Origin of the sequence: Streptomyces azureus (assembly GCF_001270025.1) — a bacterium.
In the GTDB taxonomy this organism is placed as follows: Bacteria; Actinomycetota; Actinomycetes; order Streptomycetales; family Streptomycetaceae; genus Streptomyces; species Streptomyces azureus.
The window spans coordinates 4752-21326 of record NZ_DF968470.1 but is presented as its reverse complement, the minus strand read 5'-3'; the positions used below and the strand labels follow the sequence as shown (position 1 = coordinate 21326).

General features: G+C 67.0%; 15 protein-coding genes and 1 pseudogene. 8 read left to right on the top strand and 8 right to left on the bottom strand.

Going from position 1 to position 16575, the window contains the following annotated elements; genetic code table 11:
• Nucleotides 1-52 precede the first annotated feature (52 nt).
• The gene (locus AOQ53_RS36175; protein WP_099054767.1) at nt 53-1213 is read right to left on the bottom strand and encodes an ROK family transcriptional regulator; all 1161 of its coding nucleotides are present in this window, start codon (nt 1211-1213) and stop codon (nt 53-55) included.
• Nucleotides 1214-1318: 105 nt separating this feature from the next.
• Here AOQ53_RS36175 and AOQ53_RS36170 point away from each other — a divergent pair, with 105 nt between their 5' ends.
• The 3 genes from AOQ53_RS36170 to AOQ53_RS36160 all read left to right on the top strand — a co-directional run bounded on the left by AOQ53_RS36170 (nt 1319) and on the right by AOQ53_RS36160 (nt 3922).
• Nucleotides 1319-2416, top strand: a complete 1098-nt coding sequence (locus tag AOQ53_RS36170) for a Gfo/Idh/MocA family protein (protein ID WP_059423910.1) — start codon at nt 1319-1321, stop codon at nt 2414-2416.
• On the top strand, nt 2413-2946 hold the full coding sequence (locus AOQ53_RS36165) for a heme-degrading domain-containing protein (RefSeq protein WP_059423909.1): 534 nt from the start codon (nt 2413-2415) through the stop codon (nt 2944-2946). The genes AOQ53_RS36170 and AOQ53_RS36165 overlap by 4 nt, the downstream gene beginning before the upstream one ends.
• A 106-nt stretch (nt 2947-3052) precedes the next feature.
• Nucleotides 3053-3922, top strand: coding sequence for an LLM class F420-dependent oxidoreductase (locus tag AOQ53_RS36160; protein WP_059423908.1), 870 nt, complete (start codon nt 3053-3055; stop codon nt 3920-3922).
• Nucleotides 3923-3999: 77 nt separating this feature from the next.
• On the opposite strand, the gene AOQ53_RS36155 is transcribed toward AOQ53_RS36160, so the two are convergent.
• From AOQ53_RS36155 to AOQ53_RS36145, 3 genes are all read right to left on the bottom strand, one after another.
• Nucleotides 4000-4857 carry a fumarylacetoacetate hydrolase family protein gene (locus AOQ53_RS36155; RefSeq protein ID WP_059423916.1) on the bottom strand — a complete coding sequence of 286 codons (858 nt, stop codon included), beginning with the start codon at nt 4855-4857 and terminating at the stop codon, nt 4000-4002.
• 149 nt (nt 4858-5006) lie between these two features.
• Nucleotides 5007-5714, bottom strand: coding sequence for a YidC/Oxa1 family membrane protein insertase (locus AOQ53_RS36150; protein ID WP_059423906.1), 708 nt, complete (start codon nt 5712-5714; stop codon nt 5007-5009).
• Nucleotides 5715-5810: 96 nt separating this feature from the next.
• Nucleotides 5811-6122, bottom strand: coding sequence for a DUF6412 domain-containing protein (locus tag AOQ53_RS36145; protein ID WP_059423904.1), 312 nt, complete (start codon nt 6120-6122; stop codon nt 5811-5813).
• A gap of 238 nt (nt 6123-6360) precedes the next feature.
• On the opposite strand from AOQ53_RS36145, the gene AOQ53_RS36140 reads away from it, so the two are divergent.
• Both AOQ53_RS36140 and AOQ53_RS36135 read left to right on the top strand, forming a co-directional pair.
• A complete protein-coding gene (locus AOQ53_RS36140) occupies nt 6361-7836 on the top strand; it encodes a glycoside hydrolase (RefSeq protein WP_059423902.1) in 1476 nt (491 codons plus the stop codon).
• A 159-nt stretch (nt 7837-7995) separates the two neighbouring features.
• Nucleotides 7996-9012 (top strand): SEC-C domain-containing protein, encoded by a 1017-nt coding sequence (locus tag AOQ53_RS36135; protein WP_059423901.1) that lies wholly within the window; start codon nt 7996-7998, stop codon nt 9010-9012.
• A gap of 398 nt (nt 9013-9410) precedes the next feature.
• On the opposite strand, the gene AOQ53_RS42315 is transcribed toward AOQ53_RS36135, so the two are convergent.
• The 4 genes from AOQ53_RS42315 to AOQ53_RS36125 all read right to left on the bottom strand — a co-directional run bounded on the left by AOQ53_RS42315 (nt 9411) and on the right by AOQ53_RS36125 (nt 13966).
• On the bottom strand, nt 9411-10547 hold the full coding sequence (locus AOQ53_RS42315; RefSeq protein ID WP_078945668.1) for an MrcB family domain-containing protein: 1137 nt from the start codon (nt 10545-10547) through the stop codon (nt 9411-9413).
• A 155-nt stretch (nt 10548-10702) separates the two neighbouring features.
• Entirely contained in the window at nt 10703-11578 is an 876-nt protein-coding gene (locus tag AOQ53_RS36130; RefSeq protein WP_059423899.1) for an Eco29kI family restriction endonuclease, read from the bottom strand.
• 307 nt (nt 11579-11885) lie between these two features.
• Nucleotides 11886-12404: a very short patch repair endonuclease gene (locus AOQ53_RS42310; protein WP_236711934.1), complete on the bottom strand. Its 519-nt coding sequence runs from the start codon at nt 12402-12404 to the stop codon at nt 11886-11888.
• Between the two features lie 263 nt (nt 12405-12667).
• The gene (locus AOQ53_RS36125; protein WP_078945666.1) at nt 12668-13966 is read right to left on the bottom strand and encodes a DNA cytosine methyltransferase; all 1299 of its coding nucleotides are present in this window, start codon (nt 13964-13966) and stop codon (nt 12668-12670) included.
• Between the two features lie 119 nt (nt 13967-14085).
• On the opposite strand from AOQ53_RS36125, the gene AOQ53_RS43935 reads away from it, so the two are divergent.
• The 3 genes and pseudogenes from AOQ53_RS43935 to AOQ53_RS36110 all read left to right on the top strand — a co-directional run bounded on the left by AOQ53_RS43935 (nt 14086) and on the right by AOQ53_RS36110 (nt 16462).
• Nucleotides 14086-14865 (top strand): Eco29kI family restriction endonuclease, encoded by a 780-nt coding sequence (locus AOQ53_RS43935; RefSeq protein ID WP_167745802.1) that lies wholly within the window; start codon nt 14086-14088, stop codon nt 14863-14865.
• A 7-nt stretch (nt 14866-14872) separates the two neighbouring features.
• Nucleotides 14873-15426, top strand: a pseudogene (locus AOQ53_RS47050) (HAD family hydrolase); the annotation flags it as partial.
• A 556-nt stretch (nt 15427-15982) separates the two neighbouring features.
• A complete protein-coding gene (locus AOQ53_RS36110; protein WP_059423895.1) occupies nt 15983-16462 on the top strand; it encodes a hypothetical protein in 480 nt (159 codons plus the stop codon).
• The last annotated feature ends 113 nt before the right edge of the window (nt 16463-16575 follow it).

The window sequence follows — 16575 nt, the reverse complement described above, 5'->3', positions numbered from 1 at the left end:
CCCCCAACCCGCATCCGGCCCCCATCCCCACCACGGATCCGGCTTCCGTCCCTCAGCCGTCCCCCCGCCCGAACACCGGCCCCAGCACCAGCTGAGCCGCCCCCACCGCCACGACTCGCCCTCCACCCGGCGCGACACGTACCGGCACGGCGTCCTCCCCCGTCCTCCGGGCCCGCGCCCCTAGCACCGCCCCGACCCCCCGCACGAACGCGTCCGGCGTCGCGGCCACCGTCCGGCCACCCAGCAGGACGACGTCGATGTCGAGCAGCCCGACCAGGTTCGCCGCACCCGCTCCCAGCACCCGCGCCGCCTCGTCGACTTCGCCGCGCGCCACCGCATCGAGGCAGAGCGCCTCCACGCAGCCGCGGTCGCCGCAGGTGCACGGCGGGCCGTCCAGTTGGATCACCTGGTGGCCGAACTCCCCGGCACCGGTCCGGGCTCCCCGGTGCACGCTCCCGCCGATCACCAGACCGGCCCCCAGCCCCGTACCGAGGTGCAGGTACGCGAAGGAGCCGCCCTCGCCCCCGGCCGCCAGGCCCAGCGCCGCCGCGTTGGTGTCCTTGTCGACCACGACCGGCACCCCGAGCCGCTCCGCCAGCGCCTCCCGCAGCGGAAAGCCGTCCCACTCGGGGAAACCGGTCACCCGGTGCAGCACACCCCGGACGTGGTCGAGCGGCCCGGGCAGCGCCACCCCCACCCCGAGCAGGGAACCGGCATGGGCGAGCAGCGGTCCGGCGGGCAGCACCTCGGTCGCCGGCACCCGCACGGCCTCCGTCACCGGCACCCGCACGGCTTCCGCCACCGTCGCCCGCACGGCTTCCGCCACCGCCGTCAGCACCGCCCTCGCGCCCGCCCCCAGGTCCAGCGCGGCCCGCCGCTCCCCCACCACCGTCCCGCGCAGATCCACGAGCACGGCCCGGACCTCGTCCCGGTCCAGGTGAACCCCCACCGCGTGCCCTGCCTCGGGCACCAGCCGCAGCACCGTGCGCGGCTTGCCTCCGGTCGACGCGCGGCGCCCCGCCTCCGCCGCGAGCCCGTCCTCCCGCAGCCGGGCCGTGATCTTGCTGACCGCCTGCGGGGTGAGGCCGGTCCGCTCGGCGAGTTCGAGCCGGCTGATGCCGTCGGACCCGGCCGTCCGCAGCAGGTCGAGCACCAGCGCGGCGTTGTGGCTGCGCAGGGCGAGCAGGTTCGCTCCGGCCCCCGTGCCGGCCATGCCACCCACTCCGCCCACTGTGCCCGTACGGTCCTTCGCCCTGTTCACGCCACCTATTGTCCCCGGCGCTTGCACTTTGGCAACAGCGTTGCCAAAGTGGGTGGCATGACTGGCACACCCCTCGGCACATCCGGCACATCCGGCTCGCCCCTCCGCGTCGGCCTCGTCGGCTACGGCCTCGCCGGCTCCGTCTTCCACGCCCCGCTGATCGCCGCCACCGAGGGCCTCGCCCTCGACACGGTGGTCACCTCGAACCCCGAGCGGCAGCAGCAGGCCCGCGCCGAGTTCCCGGACGTGCGCCTCGCCGCCGGCCCGGACGAGCTGTTCGACCGGGCCGGGGAGCTGGACGTGCTCGTCGTGGCGTCCCCGAACAAGACGCACGTGCCGCTCGCGACCACCGCGCTCGAAGCCGGTCTGCCGGTCGTGGTCGACAAGCCCGTCGCGGGCACGGCGGCCGAGGCCCGCGAGCTGGCCGCCCTGGCCGAGGAGCGCGGACTGCTCCTCTCCGTCTTCCAGAACCGCCGCTGGGACAACGACTTCCTCACGCTGCGCAAGCTGCTGGCCGAGGGCGAGTTGGGTGACGTCTGGCGCTTCGAGTCCCGCTTCGAGCGCTGGCGTCCGAAGCCGAAGGGCGGCTGGCGGGAGTCCGGCGACCCGGCAGAGATCGGAGGTCTGCTGTACGACCTCGGCAGTCATGTCGTCGACCAGGCGCTGGTCCTCTTCGGCCCGGCGGCCACCGTCTACGCGGAGTCGGACATCCGCCGCCCGGGCGCCGAGACGGACGACGACACGTTCATCGCGATCACGCACGCCAGTGGCGTCCGCTCCCACCTCCACGTCTCCGCGACGACCGCCCAGCTCGGCCCCCGCTTCCGCGTCCTGGGCTCCGCCGCGGGCTACGTCAAGTACGGCCTCGACCCCCAGGAGGCGGCCCTGCGCGAAGGCCACCGCCCCGGGCCCGGCTGGGGAGTGGAGCCCGAGTCGCTGTGGGGTCGCGTGGGCTCCGGCGAGTCCCCGGTCACGGGAGGCGGCCGCCCCGAACCGACCCTGCCGGGCGACTACCCCGCTTACTATGCGGCCGTGGCGAAGGCCCTGCTGGAGGGGGCCCCGAACCCGGTGACCGCGCTGGAGGCGGCCGCCGCCCTGGACGTACTGGAGGCCGCCCGTCGTTCGGCCCGCGAGAAGGTGACGGTGACCCTGTGACACACAAGAGCGCGCACAACCCTTCGCACAGCCAGGAGCTGACCCCGAAGTTCCACCCGGAGCTCACCCCGAGCCTGGAGGAACTGGAGAAGGAGGAACGCCGCCTGGTGTTCCGCCAGTTCACCCACGACGACGCCTGGGCGCTCGGCTCGCTCCTCGTCGGCATGGCCCGGGAGCGGCAGGCCCCGGTCGCGATCGACATCCACCGTGCCGGCCAGCAGCTCTTCCACGCGGCACTGCCCGGCTCCACACCCGACAACGACGCCTGGATCGCCCGCAAGCGCCGGGTCGTCGAGCGCTACGGCTCCGCCTCCTACCTGGTAGGTGCCCGCTTCCGCGCCAAGGGCACGACGTTCGAGGAGTCCTCGCGCCTCGACCCCGACACGTACGCGGCACACGGCGGTTCCTTCCCGATCACCGTCGAGGGCGTCGGCGTGGTCGGCGCGGTGACGGTGTCGGGGCTGCCGCAGCTCCAGGACCACCGGTTCGTGGTGGAGGCGCTGGAGGAGTTCCTCGGCAAGGACCGCTAGCACGCCGAAATCACCGCGCCTGCACGGAATTAGTGCCGGGTCCCCCCGGTTGGCACCTGCCGTACGCGTGATCACATACGGCGCCCAACCGGAGGGACCCCCACCGATGACCACCGCTCTGAAGGAAACCGTCGGCCGGTACGGCATCTGGAGCGTCGGCCTGCGCTCGGAGGACCCGGACCGGCGCGGCGAACTCGCCGAGGCCGCCGCCGAACTGGAGGAGCTCGGTTACGGCGCCGTCTGGCTGGGCGGCAACAGCTCCGCCGCCAACGCCGCCCCGCTGATCGAGGCGACCTCGAAGCTCACCGTCGGCACCAGCATCCAGAGCATCTGGCAGCACGAGCCGGACGCCGCCGCCACGGCCTTCGGGGACCTGGAGTCGGCCCACCCCGGGCGTTTCCTGCTGGGCCTCGGAGTGAGCCACGCCAAGCGCGAGGAGCAGTACTCCCGCCCCTACTCGGCGCTCGTCGGCCACCTCGACGGCCTGGACGCCGCCGGAGTGCCCGCGGAGCGCCGCCTCCTGGCCGCCCTGGGCCCGAAGTCGCTCCGGCTGGCCGGTGACCGGGCGGCGGGCTCGATCCCGTACCTGGTCACCCCGGAGCACACCGCGCACGCCCGCGAGATCCTGGGCGAGGCCCCGCTGCTGGCCCCGGAGCTGGGCGTCATCCCGGAGACGGACCCGGCCCGCGCCCGCGCCCTGGCCCGCGAGTTCCTGGAGATCTACCTCCCGCTGCCGAACTACACCAACAACTTCCTCCGGCACGGCTTCACCGAGGACGACCTGTTGGACGGCGGCAGCGACCGCCTCGTCGACGCCCTGTTCGCCTGGGGCGACGACACGGCGATCCGCGCCAAGATCGACGCCTTCTTCGAGGCGGGAGCGGACCACCTCGCCCTCCAGGTCCTTGACGGCGAACCGCGCGACGCCCTCCCGAGGAAGGCATGGCGCGACCTGGCACCTCTGCTGCTGGGCTGACCCTTCAGGGGCGCGGGGAACTGCGCGAACGACCACGCCGAACCCGCAGTCGCGAACGCTCCGCAGCTCCCCGCCCCTCAGGCGTCTTTGAACTCCTGCCGCTGCCGCCCGAGCCCCTCGATCTCCAGCTCCACGACGTCCCCGGCCCGAAGGAACGGCTTGGGCTCGGGCTCCCCCAGCGCCACGCCTGCCGGCGTCCCCGTGTTGATCACATCCCCGGGGTACAGCGTCATGAACTGACTGAGATACCGCACGACCTCCCCCACCGGGAAGATCTGCTCGGCCGTCGTCCCGTCCTGCTTCAACTCCCCGTTGACCCACAGCCGCAGCGACAGCCGCTGCGGATCGGGCACCTCGTCCGCCGTCACCAGCCAGGGCCCCAGCGGATTGAACGTCTCGCAGTTCTTCCCCTTGTCCCAGGTCCCGCCCCGCTCGATCTGGAACTCCCGCTCGGACACGTCGTGCGCCACCGCGTACCCGGCGACATGCGCGAGCCCTTCCTCCGCGGACCCCAGGTACCTGGCCGTGCGCCCGATGACGACGGCCAGTTCGACCTCCCAGTCGGTCTTGCGGGACGCGCGCGGCACGAGCACCGTGTCGTTCGGCCCGATCACCGTGTCCGGCGCCTTCATGAAGACGACCGGCTCGGCGGGCGGCTCGGCACCCGTCTCACGCGCATGGTCGTGGTAGTTCAGCCCGATGCAGACGATCTTGCCGATCCGCCCCAGCGGCGGCCCGATCCGCAGCCCGGTGGCGTCCAGTGCGGGCAGCTCACCGGCGTCGGCGGCGGCACGGACCCGGCCGAGCGCCGAGTCGTCCGCGAGCAGCGCCCCGTCGATGTCCGGCACGACGCCCGACAGGTCCCGCAGGGTCCCGTCGGCGTCGAGCAGTGCGGGCCGCTCGGTCCCCGCCGTACCGACTCGCAGCAGCTTCATGATCACGTCTCCCTCGATCGCGGGCGCCCGCCCGAGGCCTGCGACCCGGATGCGGCGGGGCAGCCATCGGAGGACTGGTCGATCCTCCAAGCTGGGAGTGCACTCCGCAATACCCAGTTCATGTACTGGACCGTCACGTACCCGGCCGGCTATCGGTACAGCACAGCGCGCTCGACGACACTCCACGTCGTACTGGTCACGACGTACAGCGCGGCGGCCAGCGGCACGACGGCCACGGTGACGAGCGTGAAGAAGGACATGAAGGGCATCACCTTGGTCACCGCCCCGAGCCCCGCCACCTGCTCGCCACCGACCGGGAGTGCCGGGTTCGCGGCCATCATGCGCTTGCTGAGGCGGTAGCTGAACGCCGCGACCCCGGCGACGACCACGAACAGCCCGGCGTAGACGAGCCCCGCCCCACCGAAGAGACCACCGTCGAGCGCGTCCACCCACCGCTCCCCCAGCGGCGCGGCGAACAACTGGTGGTCGAGCAGCTCATTGGCCCGCCCGCCGATCGTGTCGCTGGAGAACAGGTGGTAGAGCAGGAAGAACGCGGGCACCTGGAGCAGCCCGGGCAGGCAGCCGGCCAGCGGCGACACCTTCTCCTCGGCGTGCAGCTCCAGCACGGCCCGCTGGAGCTTCTCGGGGTTCTTCCCGTGCTTCTTCCGCAGCTCGGCGATCTTCGGCTGGAGCGCGGTCCGGGCCTTCTGGCCGCGCGCGGCGGCCCGGGACAGGGGATGGACGAGGAGTCGTACGAGCGCGGTGAACAGGACGATCGCTGCGGCGGCCGCGGAGGCGCCGAACAGCGGCTGGAGGAGGTCGGCGAGTCGCTCGACCAGGTTGGCGAAGACGGACATGGGTGAGCCCTCCGGGGGTCTCGTCGTGCCGGGAGTGGGACATGGCGGCATGACGACCCGCGCGGGGCCGGCTACGTGAACGTGCCTGGATGTGCCCTACGCGAAGGTCGCCCGGAGGGCGTGGCCGGGAGCCCGGGGCCGGGTGCGCCCCCGGGCGTCGGGATCGCGTTGGGGCAGGAAGGCCGTACGGAGGTCACGGTCGCGGATGGCCGTACGCACCCGGGTGCGCGGTACGGCGGGCGCGCAGCGCGAGGCGACGAGGGCACAGACCGCGAGCGCGGCGAAGGCCGCGGCGGTCGCGGCGAGCGCGACGGTGGCGTAGAGGCTGCCGGTGTCGAGCAGCGCCACTTCCAGGACCAGGAAGAGCAGCACGAGAGCGGGACGCAGACCCGTCCAACCGCGGACCATCGGTTCCCCTCCTCCCGTACGTACGATCGCTCGACTACCCGTTCTCTTCCCTCTGCTCGTTATACAGGATCGCTCTGACGGTCGCGTCCGAGACTTCGTACACGGGTTTTAGAAAGGTTCGTCGCAACTCTCGACAACCCACCCGCCACACCCGATGCTTCTCGTTGCCATGAACGGGCCAACCCGCGACGCCGGGCCGGGGGACCGGCGTTCGCCCCGATTCCCCTACGGAGGAGCCGTGATACGACGCAGAACCCTGCTGACCGCAGCAGGCGGTACGTTCCTCGGCAGCGCCCTGGCGACGGGCACCGCGCACGCGGACGCCACGATCGCCGTCAACCCCTCGACCACGTACGGCACCTGGGAAGGCTGGGGCACCTCCCTCGCCTGGTGGGCCAACGTCTTCGGCGCCCGGGACGACTTCGCGGACCTCTTCTTCACCACCAAGTCGGTGACGTACAACGGCAGATCGCTGCCGGGCCTGGGCCTGAACATCGCCCGCTACAACCTCGGCGCGTGCAGCTGGAACAACGTCGGCGGCGAGACGATGGTCGAGTCGCCGAACATCCCGGCCTTCAAGCAGATCGAGGGTTTTTGGCAGGACTGGAACAACGAGGACCCCACCTCCTCGGCCTGGAAGTGGTCGGCGGACGCCAACCAGCGCGCGATGCTGGTGAAGGCGACGCAGCGGGGCGCGATCACCGAGCTGTTCGCCAACTCCCCCATGTGGTGGATGTGCAGCAACCACAACCCCTCGGGCGCGGCCGGCGGCGGCAACAACCTCCAGACCTGGAACTACCGCCAGCACGCCTCCCACCTGGCGGCGACGGCCCTGTACGCGCGCAACAACTGGGGCGTGAACTTCGCGACGGTCGATCCCTTCAACGAGCCGGCCTCCACCTGGTGGACCGCGACCGGCACCCAGGAGGGCTGCCATATGGACCCCGCGGTCCAGGCGGCCGTACTCCCGTACATGCGCAGCGAGTTGGACAAGCGCGGCCTGACGGGCATCCGCATCGCCGCCTCGGACGAGACGAACTACGACACGGCCCGCTCGACGTGGGCGTCGTTCAACTCATCGACCAAGGCCCTGGTCTCCCAGGTCAACGTGCACGGCTACCAGGGCTCCGGCGGCCGCCGCGACCTCCTCTACACGGACGTGGTGACGACGTCCCGCAAGAAGCTGTGGAACTCCGAGACGGGCGACAGCGACGGCACGGGCCTGACCATGGCGTCGAACCTCTGCTACGACTTCCGCTGGCTGCACCCCACGGCATGGTGCTACTGGCAGGTCATGGACCCGTCGACGGGCTGGGCGATGATCGCCTACGACAAGAACACCCTCCAGCCGACGACAGTCCAGACCAAGCACTACGTACTGGCCCAGTTCAGCCGCCACATCCGCCCGGGCATGACGATCCTGGACACGGGCGTGAGCTACGCGGTGGCGGCGTACTCGGCGTCGACCCGCCGCCTGGTGATCGTCGCGGTGAACACCTCCACCTCCGCCCAGACCCTCACCTTCGACCTCTCCCGCTTCGCGACGGTGACGGGCGGCACGAACGGCGCCGTGCCCCGCTGGAACACGGTGACGACGGGCGGCGGCGACCTCTACACTCCCCGCTCGGACATACGTCTCAACGGAAAATCGGTAAGCGTCCCGTTCGCGGCGAAGTCGGTCCAAACACTACAAATAGACGGAGTGACCCTCTAGTCCGACGTCATGGCGACGTCATGGCGGCGATCGACGTCATGACGGCGATTCGGGACGAACTGTAGAGCCGGCATGACAAGCATGGGGAACCCGCGCAGGCCAGCCGTCTGGCCTGCGCATCTCTCACGCTCGTCACCTCCCGGCAGTACGGTGTCCCCCATGCGCCCCGACACGCCTGCCGAAAACGTCGACCACACCGCCGAGGCGGCACGCCTGGAGCGGACCGCCGGCCTGTACCCCGAGGACTCCGAGGCCCTGCTGCTGCGCGCCGCGGCCCACCTGGAACTCGCCGGCGACCGCCCCACGGCCACGGCCCTCTACGACCGTCTGCTGTCCTCCACGGACGGCCTGGAGAACCCCCACCTGGTACGGGCGCTCAAGGCGTCGAACCTCTGGGAGTACGGCCACGAGGCCGAGGCCAGGGCGATCATCGAGGGCGTCCGGGTGGCGTCCCCGCGGGACCCGGCCCCCTGGGTGATCGTCGCCGAGGCCCTGGAATCGCACGACGAGCTGGAAGCGGCGCACGACACGTTCACGGAGGCCGTACGCCTCCTCCTGACCGACGTCCCGCAACCCCCGCAGCCGACCCACCCCCTCCTCTTCGGCCGCCACAGGGTCCGCCGCATGCTGGGCAAGTCCCACGACGAGTGGGACGCGCTGGCGGACACGGTCCACTCCCTCCCGATCACCCTGGACGAACTCCACGACCCCAAGCGCGTGTGGTCCCTGGGCTCGGAGAACCCGGCGGAACTGGAGGCGGAGATCACCCGCCTCCGAGCGGAACTGGGCGCCTACCGCGAGGCCCTCTCCCGACCCTTCCCGGTGGCGATCCTCCACTGGCCGGCGACGGAACTCTCGGAACTCATCGAGGCGTACCCGACCCTGGCCTCGGAGTACCCCTCCCACGAGACCCACCTCGCGACCATAGAGTCCGCCCTACGAGAACTGTCCACCTCCGGCACCCCCAACCTGGGCATCGTCACCGGCACGGTCCCGTCCTACGAGGCCTTCGCCGCCTCGGAGGGCACCTCCCCGTCCGACGCGACGCTGCTCCCCCAATACGCGACGACACTGGCGGCGCGGGGGCGGGCGGTGGCTTGGCCGCCGCAGCAGGGGGCGGCTTGCTGGTGTGGATCGGGGCGGATCTATGGGAAGTGCCACGGTTCACAGGAATGAACTCTGCCCCACCGGCAGGCCAGTGACGGCACCGCATGCCCGCAGCGAGCCAGCCCAACATCCTCACTCGGCCACGAGCGACTTCACCGCTCCGGTCGTGCACGTACACAGCGATTCCGGGGCGAGCGTCAAGAGGGAATCGGTGAAACCGGCGCCCGCAGGGCTCTCTTGAAACTCGTCCCGGAATCGCCACCTTCAATAAGCCCAGGCGGCCGCGAGCGCACTGAGGTCAGCAGCAATTCATCGCCGCCATGGTGACGGGAGTCCTCTAATATAAAGACGGCTAAAAATAGAGGAATTCTCTTCGACTGGAGGAACGAAGAGCCGTCGGCACCACACCCCGATGAAGGGCGGCGAAACCCCAACCCTCCCCCCTCACGGTTCTTCCAGAATCTCTTTCAGTTGAGCCTGGCTGCGTCGCTTACATGGTGTTTGGCGACAAGACCCCATGACGCCGCATTGGGTGAACCATCCCAACCATCGCCCGAGCGCCAGATCGAGGCGATTCCATGACCTTCCAGGTAGCCCGCGTAGCGTCCTATCCCTTCGGTGAAGAGGGCTATGAGGTGCGGTTTGGGTTCCCCGCGTAACTCGTGCCAGAAGTGGCTGTATTCGAAGAGCTGACCGATGGCCTGGCGCACCGCGTTCGTCACATTTCCGTTCTTCACCGTCTTTCCTTCGACCAGCCAACTACGTTGAGGCCCCCCGCCGTAACGGCGTAGGACCAAGTCCCGTGGATGCATGCCAGCGATTATGGGTGTGTACCCACAGGTGACAGAGTGGTACCCGAAGTCCTTGATGAGCTCTTCATGACGCCTCGTCCTTCGACGCTCGCCTCCCTGCATCTGGACGTAGTAGTCGCTATCGTCCTTAGGGCAAAACTTGTCAAGGACGTCGTTGGTTGAGTGTTCCTCGGGGAGATACTCAACACTAGGAGCATCTACGCCCGGAATTTGGAGGTGGACGCGCTGCGCTACCGCCACGTCCCGCAGCAGTTTCGACGCCTCCAACAAGTCGGCGCGAAGCGTCTCTTCTGAGGGCAGGGTCGCGATCTCATAGCGCCGCGCTACCACGCTGCCCGCTTCATACGACCGGGGACGCCAGTCCTTTGACCCGAGGGCCGGTTCATGGCTCCAACTTGGTACCAGAGCTGGTGGGAGCGCGGCCCGTAGGAACCGTGCTCGCGCCCGGAGCTCTCGCCGAAGGTCCGGGCGTCGGGGGAAGCTCTTCTTAAGGCTCGTCACGCCCTGTTGCAACGTCAGCGTCACGGCGGACAGATCCTCGCTGAAAATGTAGGCGAGATACAGACCATCATGCGGCTCCGTGTTGATCGCGGGATCATAGACGCCGATCCATGGAGTGCTACTAGCGAAGCCCTGGCCTCCGTGCCCGTCCGCCGTGAAGCCCGGTGGCAAGGGGAGGTCGTGCCGCTCCTTCACGCCCCGAAGGAGAAGTTGGCCTGGTACGTCGTTGGACGCTAAGGCGGTGGCATCGTAGACATCCGCGATGTGGATGAGCAGGTCACGAAGTGGCATGTGTCAAACGCTAACCACACCGGTCACCTTTGATCTAGACCGAAACCGTGCAAGTCATCTCTAGTACACGCACGCCAACTGATCCCCTCCTCATCCCACAGTGGGCGAGACACCCGCTGGCAAGGAGATTTGGAGGGCGCCCCTGCAAGGAGTCATCACCCGCCATCCTGATCGTCGTCGGCCTCTTCGAGTTCGCTAGGCTCGGCCGCTACGCTGACGGATGTGTGCGCCTCACGCCACTCTGCAGATTCAACGGACACGCCGAACGCGGCGTTCTCCTCCATGAAGGCGTCTGGTCGATAGACGACGAAGCGCTTGTCGTCGTCCTTCTTTCCCGGGAGCGACCAGATGGCGCGGTACTTGCGCCTCCGCAGCACTGCCAGCGCTCGATCACGGTCAGCGCCAGGCATCATCAGGGACACTTCGATGCCCTCCTTAACCCTGGCATCGATCTCCTGACGCGTCAGGGTGCGATTACAGAGGTAGTTCGCCGCGCGAGGACGGCCAGGATGCATCGTGTCCCAGTATGATCGGGGGTTCGTGCGGGCGCCGCCGGCGGGGTTCGACCCGAAACCGGTAAGCAGCGTGTTCCATAGCACAGGGCTGTAGGCACGCAGTAGGGCTCTTTCGCCTAGGACGATCCACACGTCGTCCAGCAACAGATACCTCACGTCGAAGTCGCCGACTGAGAGGTTATCTGACTCCTTGATGCTGGTTCGATGTTTGTCTATCCGCCTGTATAGCTTGGGCTTGCGCTCATTCGGCGTGTCACCATAACTGCTGTTCCCGGCCTCCGCTTTGCCGACGTAAAGTGGAACGTTGGTGTGCAGCAGAGGCGTGTAGATCGGCAGGGTGCCCCGATAGTAGAGAGCGTAAAGGCCGGCACCTTCAAACGTCTGGAGGTCGGCCAGCGCCACCTTAGGCTGGGCTTCTAGGGCCTGCCGCAAGTTCTCGCTCAACTGACCAAGCCCCAGCGGATTGAATCGCCCATGCGCGTCTTCCGCGAGGGCTTCCGGAGTTGAGTTCGGCATGCCAGAGATCTTAGGCATGAACTGACCGATGGCCTCAACAGGGAGCGAACCATGCGTACGGCAGCAGCCCGCCATTGGCACACGAGTCCGAGCATGTCGGCAGGTAGGCCCAGGAGCCTACCTGCCGAGCGAGAAGCTGCGCTCCAACGCACAAGGAAGCGAACGGGTACAGATCTCGCCGGCGTGAGCTCCACCAGACATCCATCACGCAACACCCAGGGCAGGCCGCAGCGGCTCGCCGCGTCACGCAGCCCCAGCTGCCGTGAGTCTCTCGTAGCCCGTGCTTGCTCGGGAGGAGACAGGTGAGTCAATGCCCCTGGCTCTTCGCCCTGACCAACTGGCGGATACGCTCGGCAGCCTCATTCACATCTTCATGTTCCCAGACCCGTACCACCGTCCAACCTGCTTCGCGCAGCGCGATGTTGGTCGCGGCATCCCGCTCTCGGTTCCCCTTGATCTTCTCTTGCCAGAACTCCCCACGCTTCTTTGCTGGCCGATGATGGTCTGGGCAGCCGTGCCAGAAACACCCGTCCACGAAGACGGCTACCCGGACCTTGGGGAACACCACATCCGCTGTTCGGCGCAACTCCGGCAATGGACGGATCCCCACTCGATAACGCAGCCCCTTCCGGTGCAGAGCGGATCGTAGGAGCTGCTCGGGCTTGGTGTCTTTCGCTTTGTTGGCGGTCATGACAGCACGGACCGAGATCGAGGACGCAAACGATGTGGCCGGCAACTCCTCATCAGTCACCTGGCCAGCGGATCGCGCCGCTTCCCACGCCAGCGCAAGGTTTGCGGCGCGAGTCTCGGCGTTCACCTCGCCCACATATCGCTCTTGAGTTTCGCCATCCACGGACCATCGCAGGTACGCCCGGATACGACGAGTACTTCGATACAGGCGCAGCGCGATGGAACCGCGCGCATATCGACCATCCCCCAGTGGAACCGCACGTCGATGCCGGCCGCCAGCAGCGCGATCCTGCTCGGCTGATCTCTTATCCCTCGTCATCCCAGCGCGAGCTTTGTACGCCCTCTCTAGCGGCATACGGTCTTTCCATTTCCGCTGCCGCCCGGACGCGGCTTCGGCCATCACTTCTCCCACGGCACATTGAGGGCGCCCACTGATTTGAGAGCCGCCCCTACAGCCTCAGCAAAGGTCTGCCCGAGCTTCACCGGAACAGCGTTGCCAAGCTGCCGCATTTTCTCACCCCGCGGGCCAGCGAGGTGCCAGTAGTCAGGGAACGTCATCACACGCGCAGTCTCGCGAACGGTCATATAGCGGAAGCCAGTTCCATCGAATGTCACGTCATCGAGCTGCATCACAGACTCCCCACCAGGCACCCCATGAACGCCGGCCTTAACTGTCTTCGCCGGTCGATCAAGGACGTTCGGCGTGTGCCCCGCATACGCACGCGCACCGGGCCAGCCGAAGTGGTCGGAGATGTCGCCGACTTGCTTTTTCTTAGCTACGGCGTCGAGAGGGATGTAAGGGAGAGGCCTTCCCTCGTTTTCATCAACACCTGCAATCGCGTCCCGCAGAGTACGCCAAGGCTTGAGCTTAAGTTTTCTCTGAACTTCCTCGTTCCTAAAGTCCAGGGCCGGTAGGTTCGCGATAACGCGCGCCCTGACAGCGGGATCAACGTTGCCATGCCGCTCCTGCGACCAATATTCACCGCCCTCGCGCATCGAATTGATCAATGCTTCGTCGGAATACTCTGGTTGCGGCTCAAAGTCCCGCCAGTTCACTCCAAGATCAGCGCGGAACGCGACAATGATGACACGGTGTCTGATTTGAGGAACTCCGAAGTCTGCTGCATTGACCGGCGTAGGCTTAACAACGTAACGCTCGACTGCGGGCACCACGTCGTTCGCCAGGAGCTTTTCCAGTACTTCGTTATGCTCTTGCCAGGTCGCGCCCGGCTCCCGCTCGACGAAGGGGAGGCGAAGTTCGTTAAGGATGTATTCGAAGTAGGGCTTGAAGGAGGGGCGAAGCAAACCGCGAACATTTTCACAAATGACTGCCCTGGGCCGCATCTGTCGAATCGCGCGGAACATTTCGGGAAACATGTTCCGCTCATCCTCCATGCCTTTGTGCGCGCCACCAAGGCTGAACGGTTGGCAAGGAGGGCCACCAGCAAGAACGTCGACCTGGTCCTTGAGGTCCTCGAACCGGTCGACAATGTTGCGAACGTCACCCGGAATGAGCGGCCAAGCGCCGCCCCCCGGCATCTCGTTAGCCTGAAGCGTCTCAATCGCGCGCTTGGCGTACTCGTTGACCAGGAGCGGCCTGAAGCCAGCGTTGTGGACACCCATAGCGAGGCCCCCGCCGCCGGCGAACAGTTCGACAGACGTTCCCACCAGGTTATGCATTGCGCGCAGCTCAGACATGAGGGAAGCATACCGCGGAGATGGCGACTTCCAAGGCACTTCTCCGAACCCGCGCACCCGGCCCGCGAGCTTCACCAGATAGGGTGACGTTGATCACTCGCCCGAAGGGAGTCGACTCCGTGCGTCTAGAGAACCACGCTGAGTTCAAGCTGAGCATCACCAAAGCGCTCGGCGACCAATTGGCGGCGGCGCTTGAGGAGCTGACACCCGCGCAGCTGAATATGGAGAACATCCAGGCACTTCATCCATCGCCTGGCGTCTATCAGCTCTACAAAGGTGAAGAGCTCGTCTACGTAGGCAAGGCGGACCGCTCCCTCCCTCGCCGCATCGAGAAGCATCTCCGGAAGATCTCCGGTCGCACCAACATCGACATAGCGGAGATGGCGTTTACTTGCCTCTATGTCGACGAAGACTTTGGTGCAGTCGCCCCGGAAAGGCTCTTGATTAACAAGCATCGAGGTCAGGGAGGAGTCCCTTGGAATTATAACGGGTTCGGTAATAATGATCCAGGCAAGCGTCGCGATACGACGGTGGTCGACGAAGAGCACTTCGATCGCGCCTATCCAATTGATCTCGAGTTCAAGATCGCCAATCTCCTCAGCGCGGAGCCGGCGATGGATGGAACTGTGACGCTAGCCTCGCTTCTCTCAGCCACGAAAACCGCCCTCCCCTACGTCTTCCGGTACGAGTCCTCGGAAGCCTTCGAGGAGATCCAAGTAGCCTACCCGGACGAGCAATTCACAGCCGACGAAGTGTTGAGACTTGCAGCGTCTCACCTACCAAGTCATTGGCAGATCACCGCACTTCCCGGGTACGTAATTATGTACGGGAAGCGGGAACTCTACCCAAGCGCCATTAGGTATTATCGAAATGATGCCGTGATAGACGTCACCGAGTAATATGACCGCCAAGGGCCGCGAGTACCGGGAGAAATTCCAGGAGTTCCGGCCCGGCTTCGACCTTTGCGAGGAGCGGAGAACGGGCTGCTGCCGAGCAGCCGGAGAGCTTTGGGGGAAGGGGATCTGTACGGGGACGTCCGGCTGGCGCTGGGGCGGCTCCGGGTGGATGGACTGTGGCTCGGTATCGCAGGCACCCAAACCGTACGCGCCGGGGGATCTTGCGGGCTCTGTTCTCCGACGACGTGGACTTGATCGGTATGTCCGATGACTGAGGCGCCAGCAAGCCCGACCTGGAGTTCTTGAAGCGGGTGGCGACGCCGTGCCCTTCGAGGTCGGCGAAATCCCGCACGTCGGCGACCGTGCGACAACGACATCAGGCCTGCCAGGCAGGCGGCCCTGGAACTGCCGACCTTCCGCATCGAAGGGCTGCTTGAACTCCGTGACGGAGACGCTATGCAACACCTCAGTGCGCTGAGTGTCGTAGACCAGTCGTATAGGCGGTCGTCGAGGTCGCCCGCGCAGCTTTCATACAGGCAGGGTGTGAACGCACGCTCTGCGTAGGCGGTCCGTGCCGGTGGCGTACCAGGTCAGTGCCAGCTGATTGAGCGCCTTGCCTGAGTACTCACAGGCCGCCTTAGGGTTGCTGGAAGCCTCCTCGACGGCTGCCAGGTCGCCGTATACGACCACAAGTTCTCCTCATCCGGGGTCATGACTTCGAGCGCCTGGAGCAACGCGGCACGGGCTTGCGGGAAGTGGCCGGAGAGCAGCTGGGTGTTGACCTCAAAGGCTGCGAGCCCGCGCCGGGGAGAACCAGTCCATCCATGGGGTGAGGGGTGCTCGTTGCCGACCTCGACGGTGTCCAGCCACTCGAGAAGTCCCGCGAAGGAAGGAGCGCGGCGCGCGTAGGTGCGTGCCGCGAGCACGCGTTCCTGGGCTCCTTCCTGATCACCTGCCCAGCCCGGGATGAAGGCCATGTGCGATGTGATCACCGAACCGAACAACGGATCGTCGGCCTCGCCCGCGTCTTGCAGGGCGAGAAGGAGCGTGACGTGTGCCGTGGGCGGCTCGGAGATGTCGAAGAACTTCTCGGGTCGAGCTGTGCAGGGATACTGCTGGGGTGCTGTTGACGTGGATCGCTGAGGTGGCGGACGAGCCTCTGGTGCTGGAGCCGGCTGACCGGCGCGTGGAGTGGGAGACCAACACCTGGTCGCTGGGTGCGGCTGACGAGGACAGGAGTTCGTTGTCCGTCGCCGAGGTGGTGGCTGCCTTCAAGCGGACTGCTGCTGCCATCCGGGAACGCATTCGAGCTCTGGGCTTTTCTGGGGTAGCGACGTTCTACGTGTGGCACGACGAACAGGCAGGGCAGCTCCGGTGCTCGACCGGTTCTGTGCCCCCGGATGCGTTGCCGTTCAGCGGTACCTATGTGGCTTCCGACGACCTCGGTCCGGTCGACGAGGGATTTCTGGCCGACAGCGAGCCAGGCTTCGTCACCTGGTCGGACCTGGACGACGCGCAGAGCCTCTCGGAGCAGACTGAGACCGAGCCGGAGATCAGGCCCTTCGGTGTCTGGGTCAGCAGTGTCGGAGCCTCACGCTGACTGGTCCTGCCCGTCCAGACGGACGAGTCGGCGGTGGCAGATGAGGGCTGCGGCTATGCCGGCGAAGGCGAGGAAGGGTCCGGAGTTCGCCGCGGGCGCCGAGTTCGTCGAGT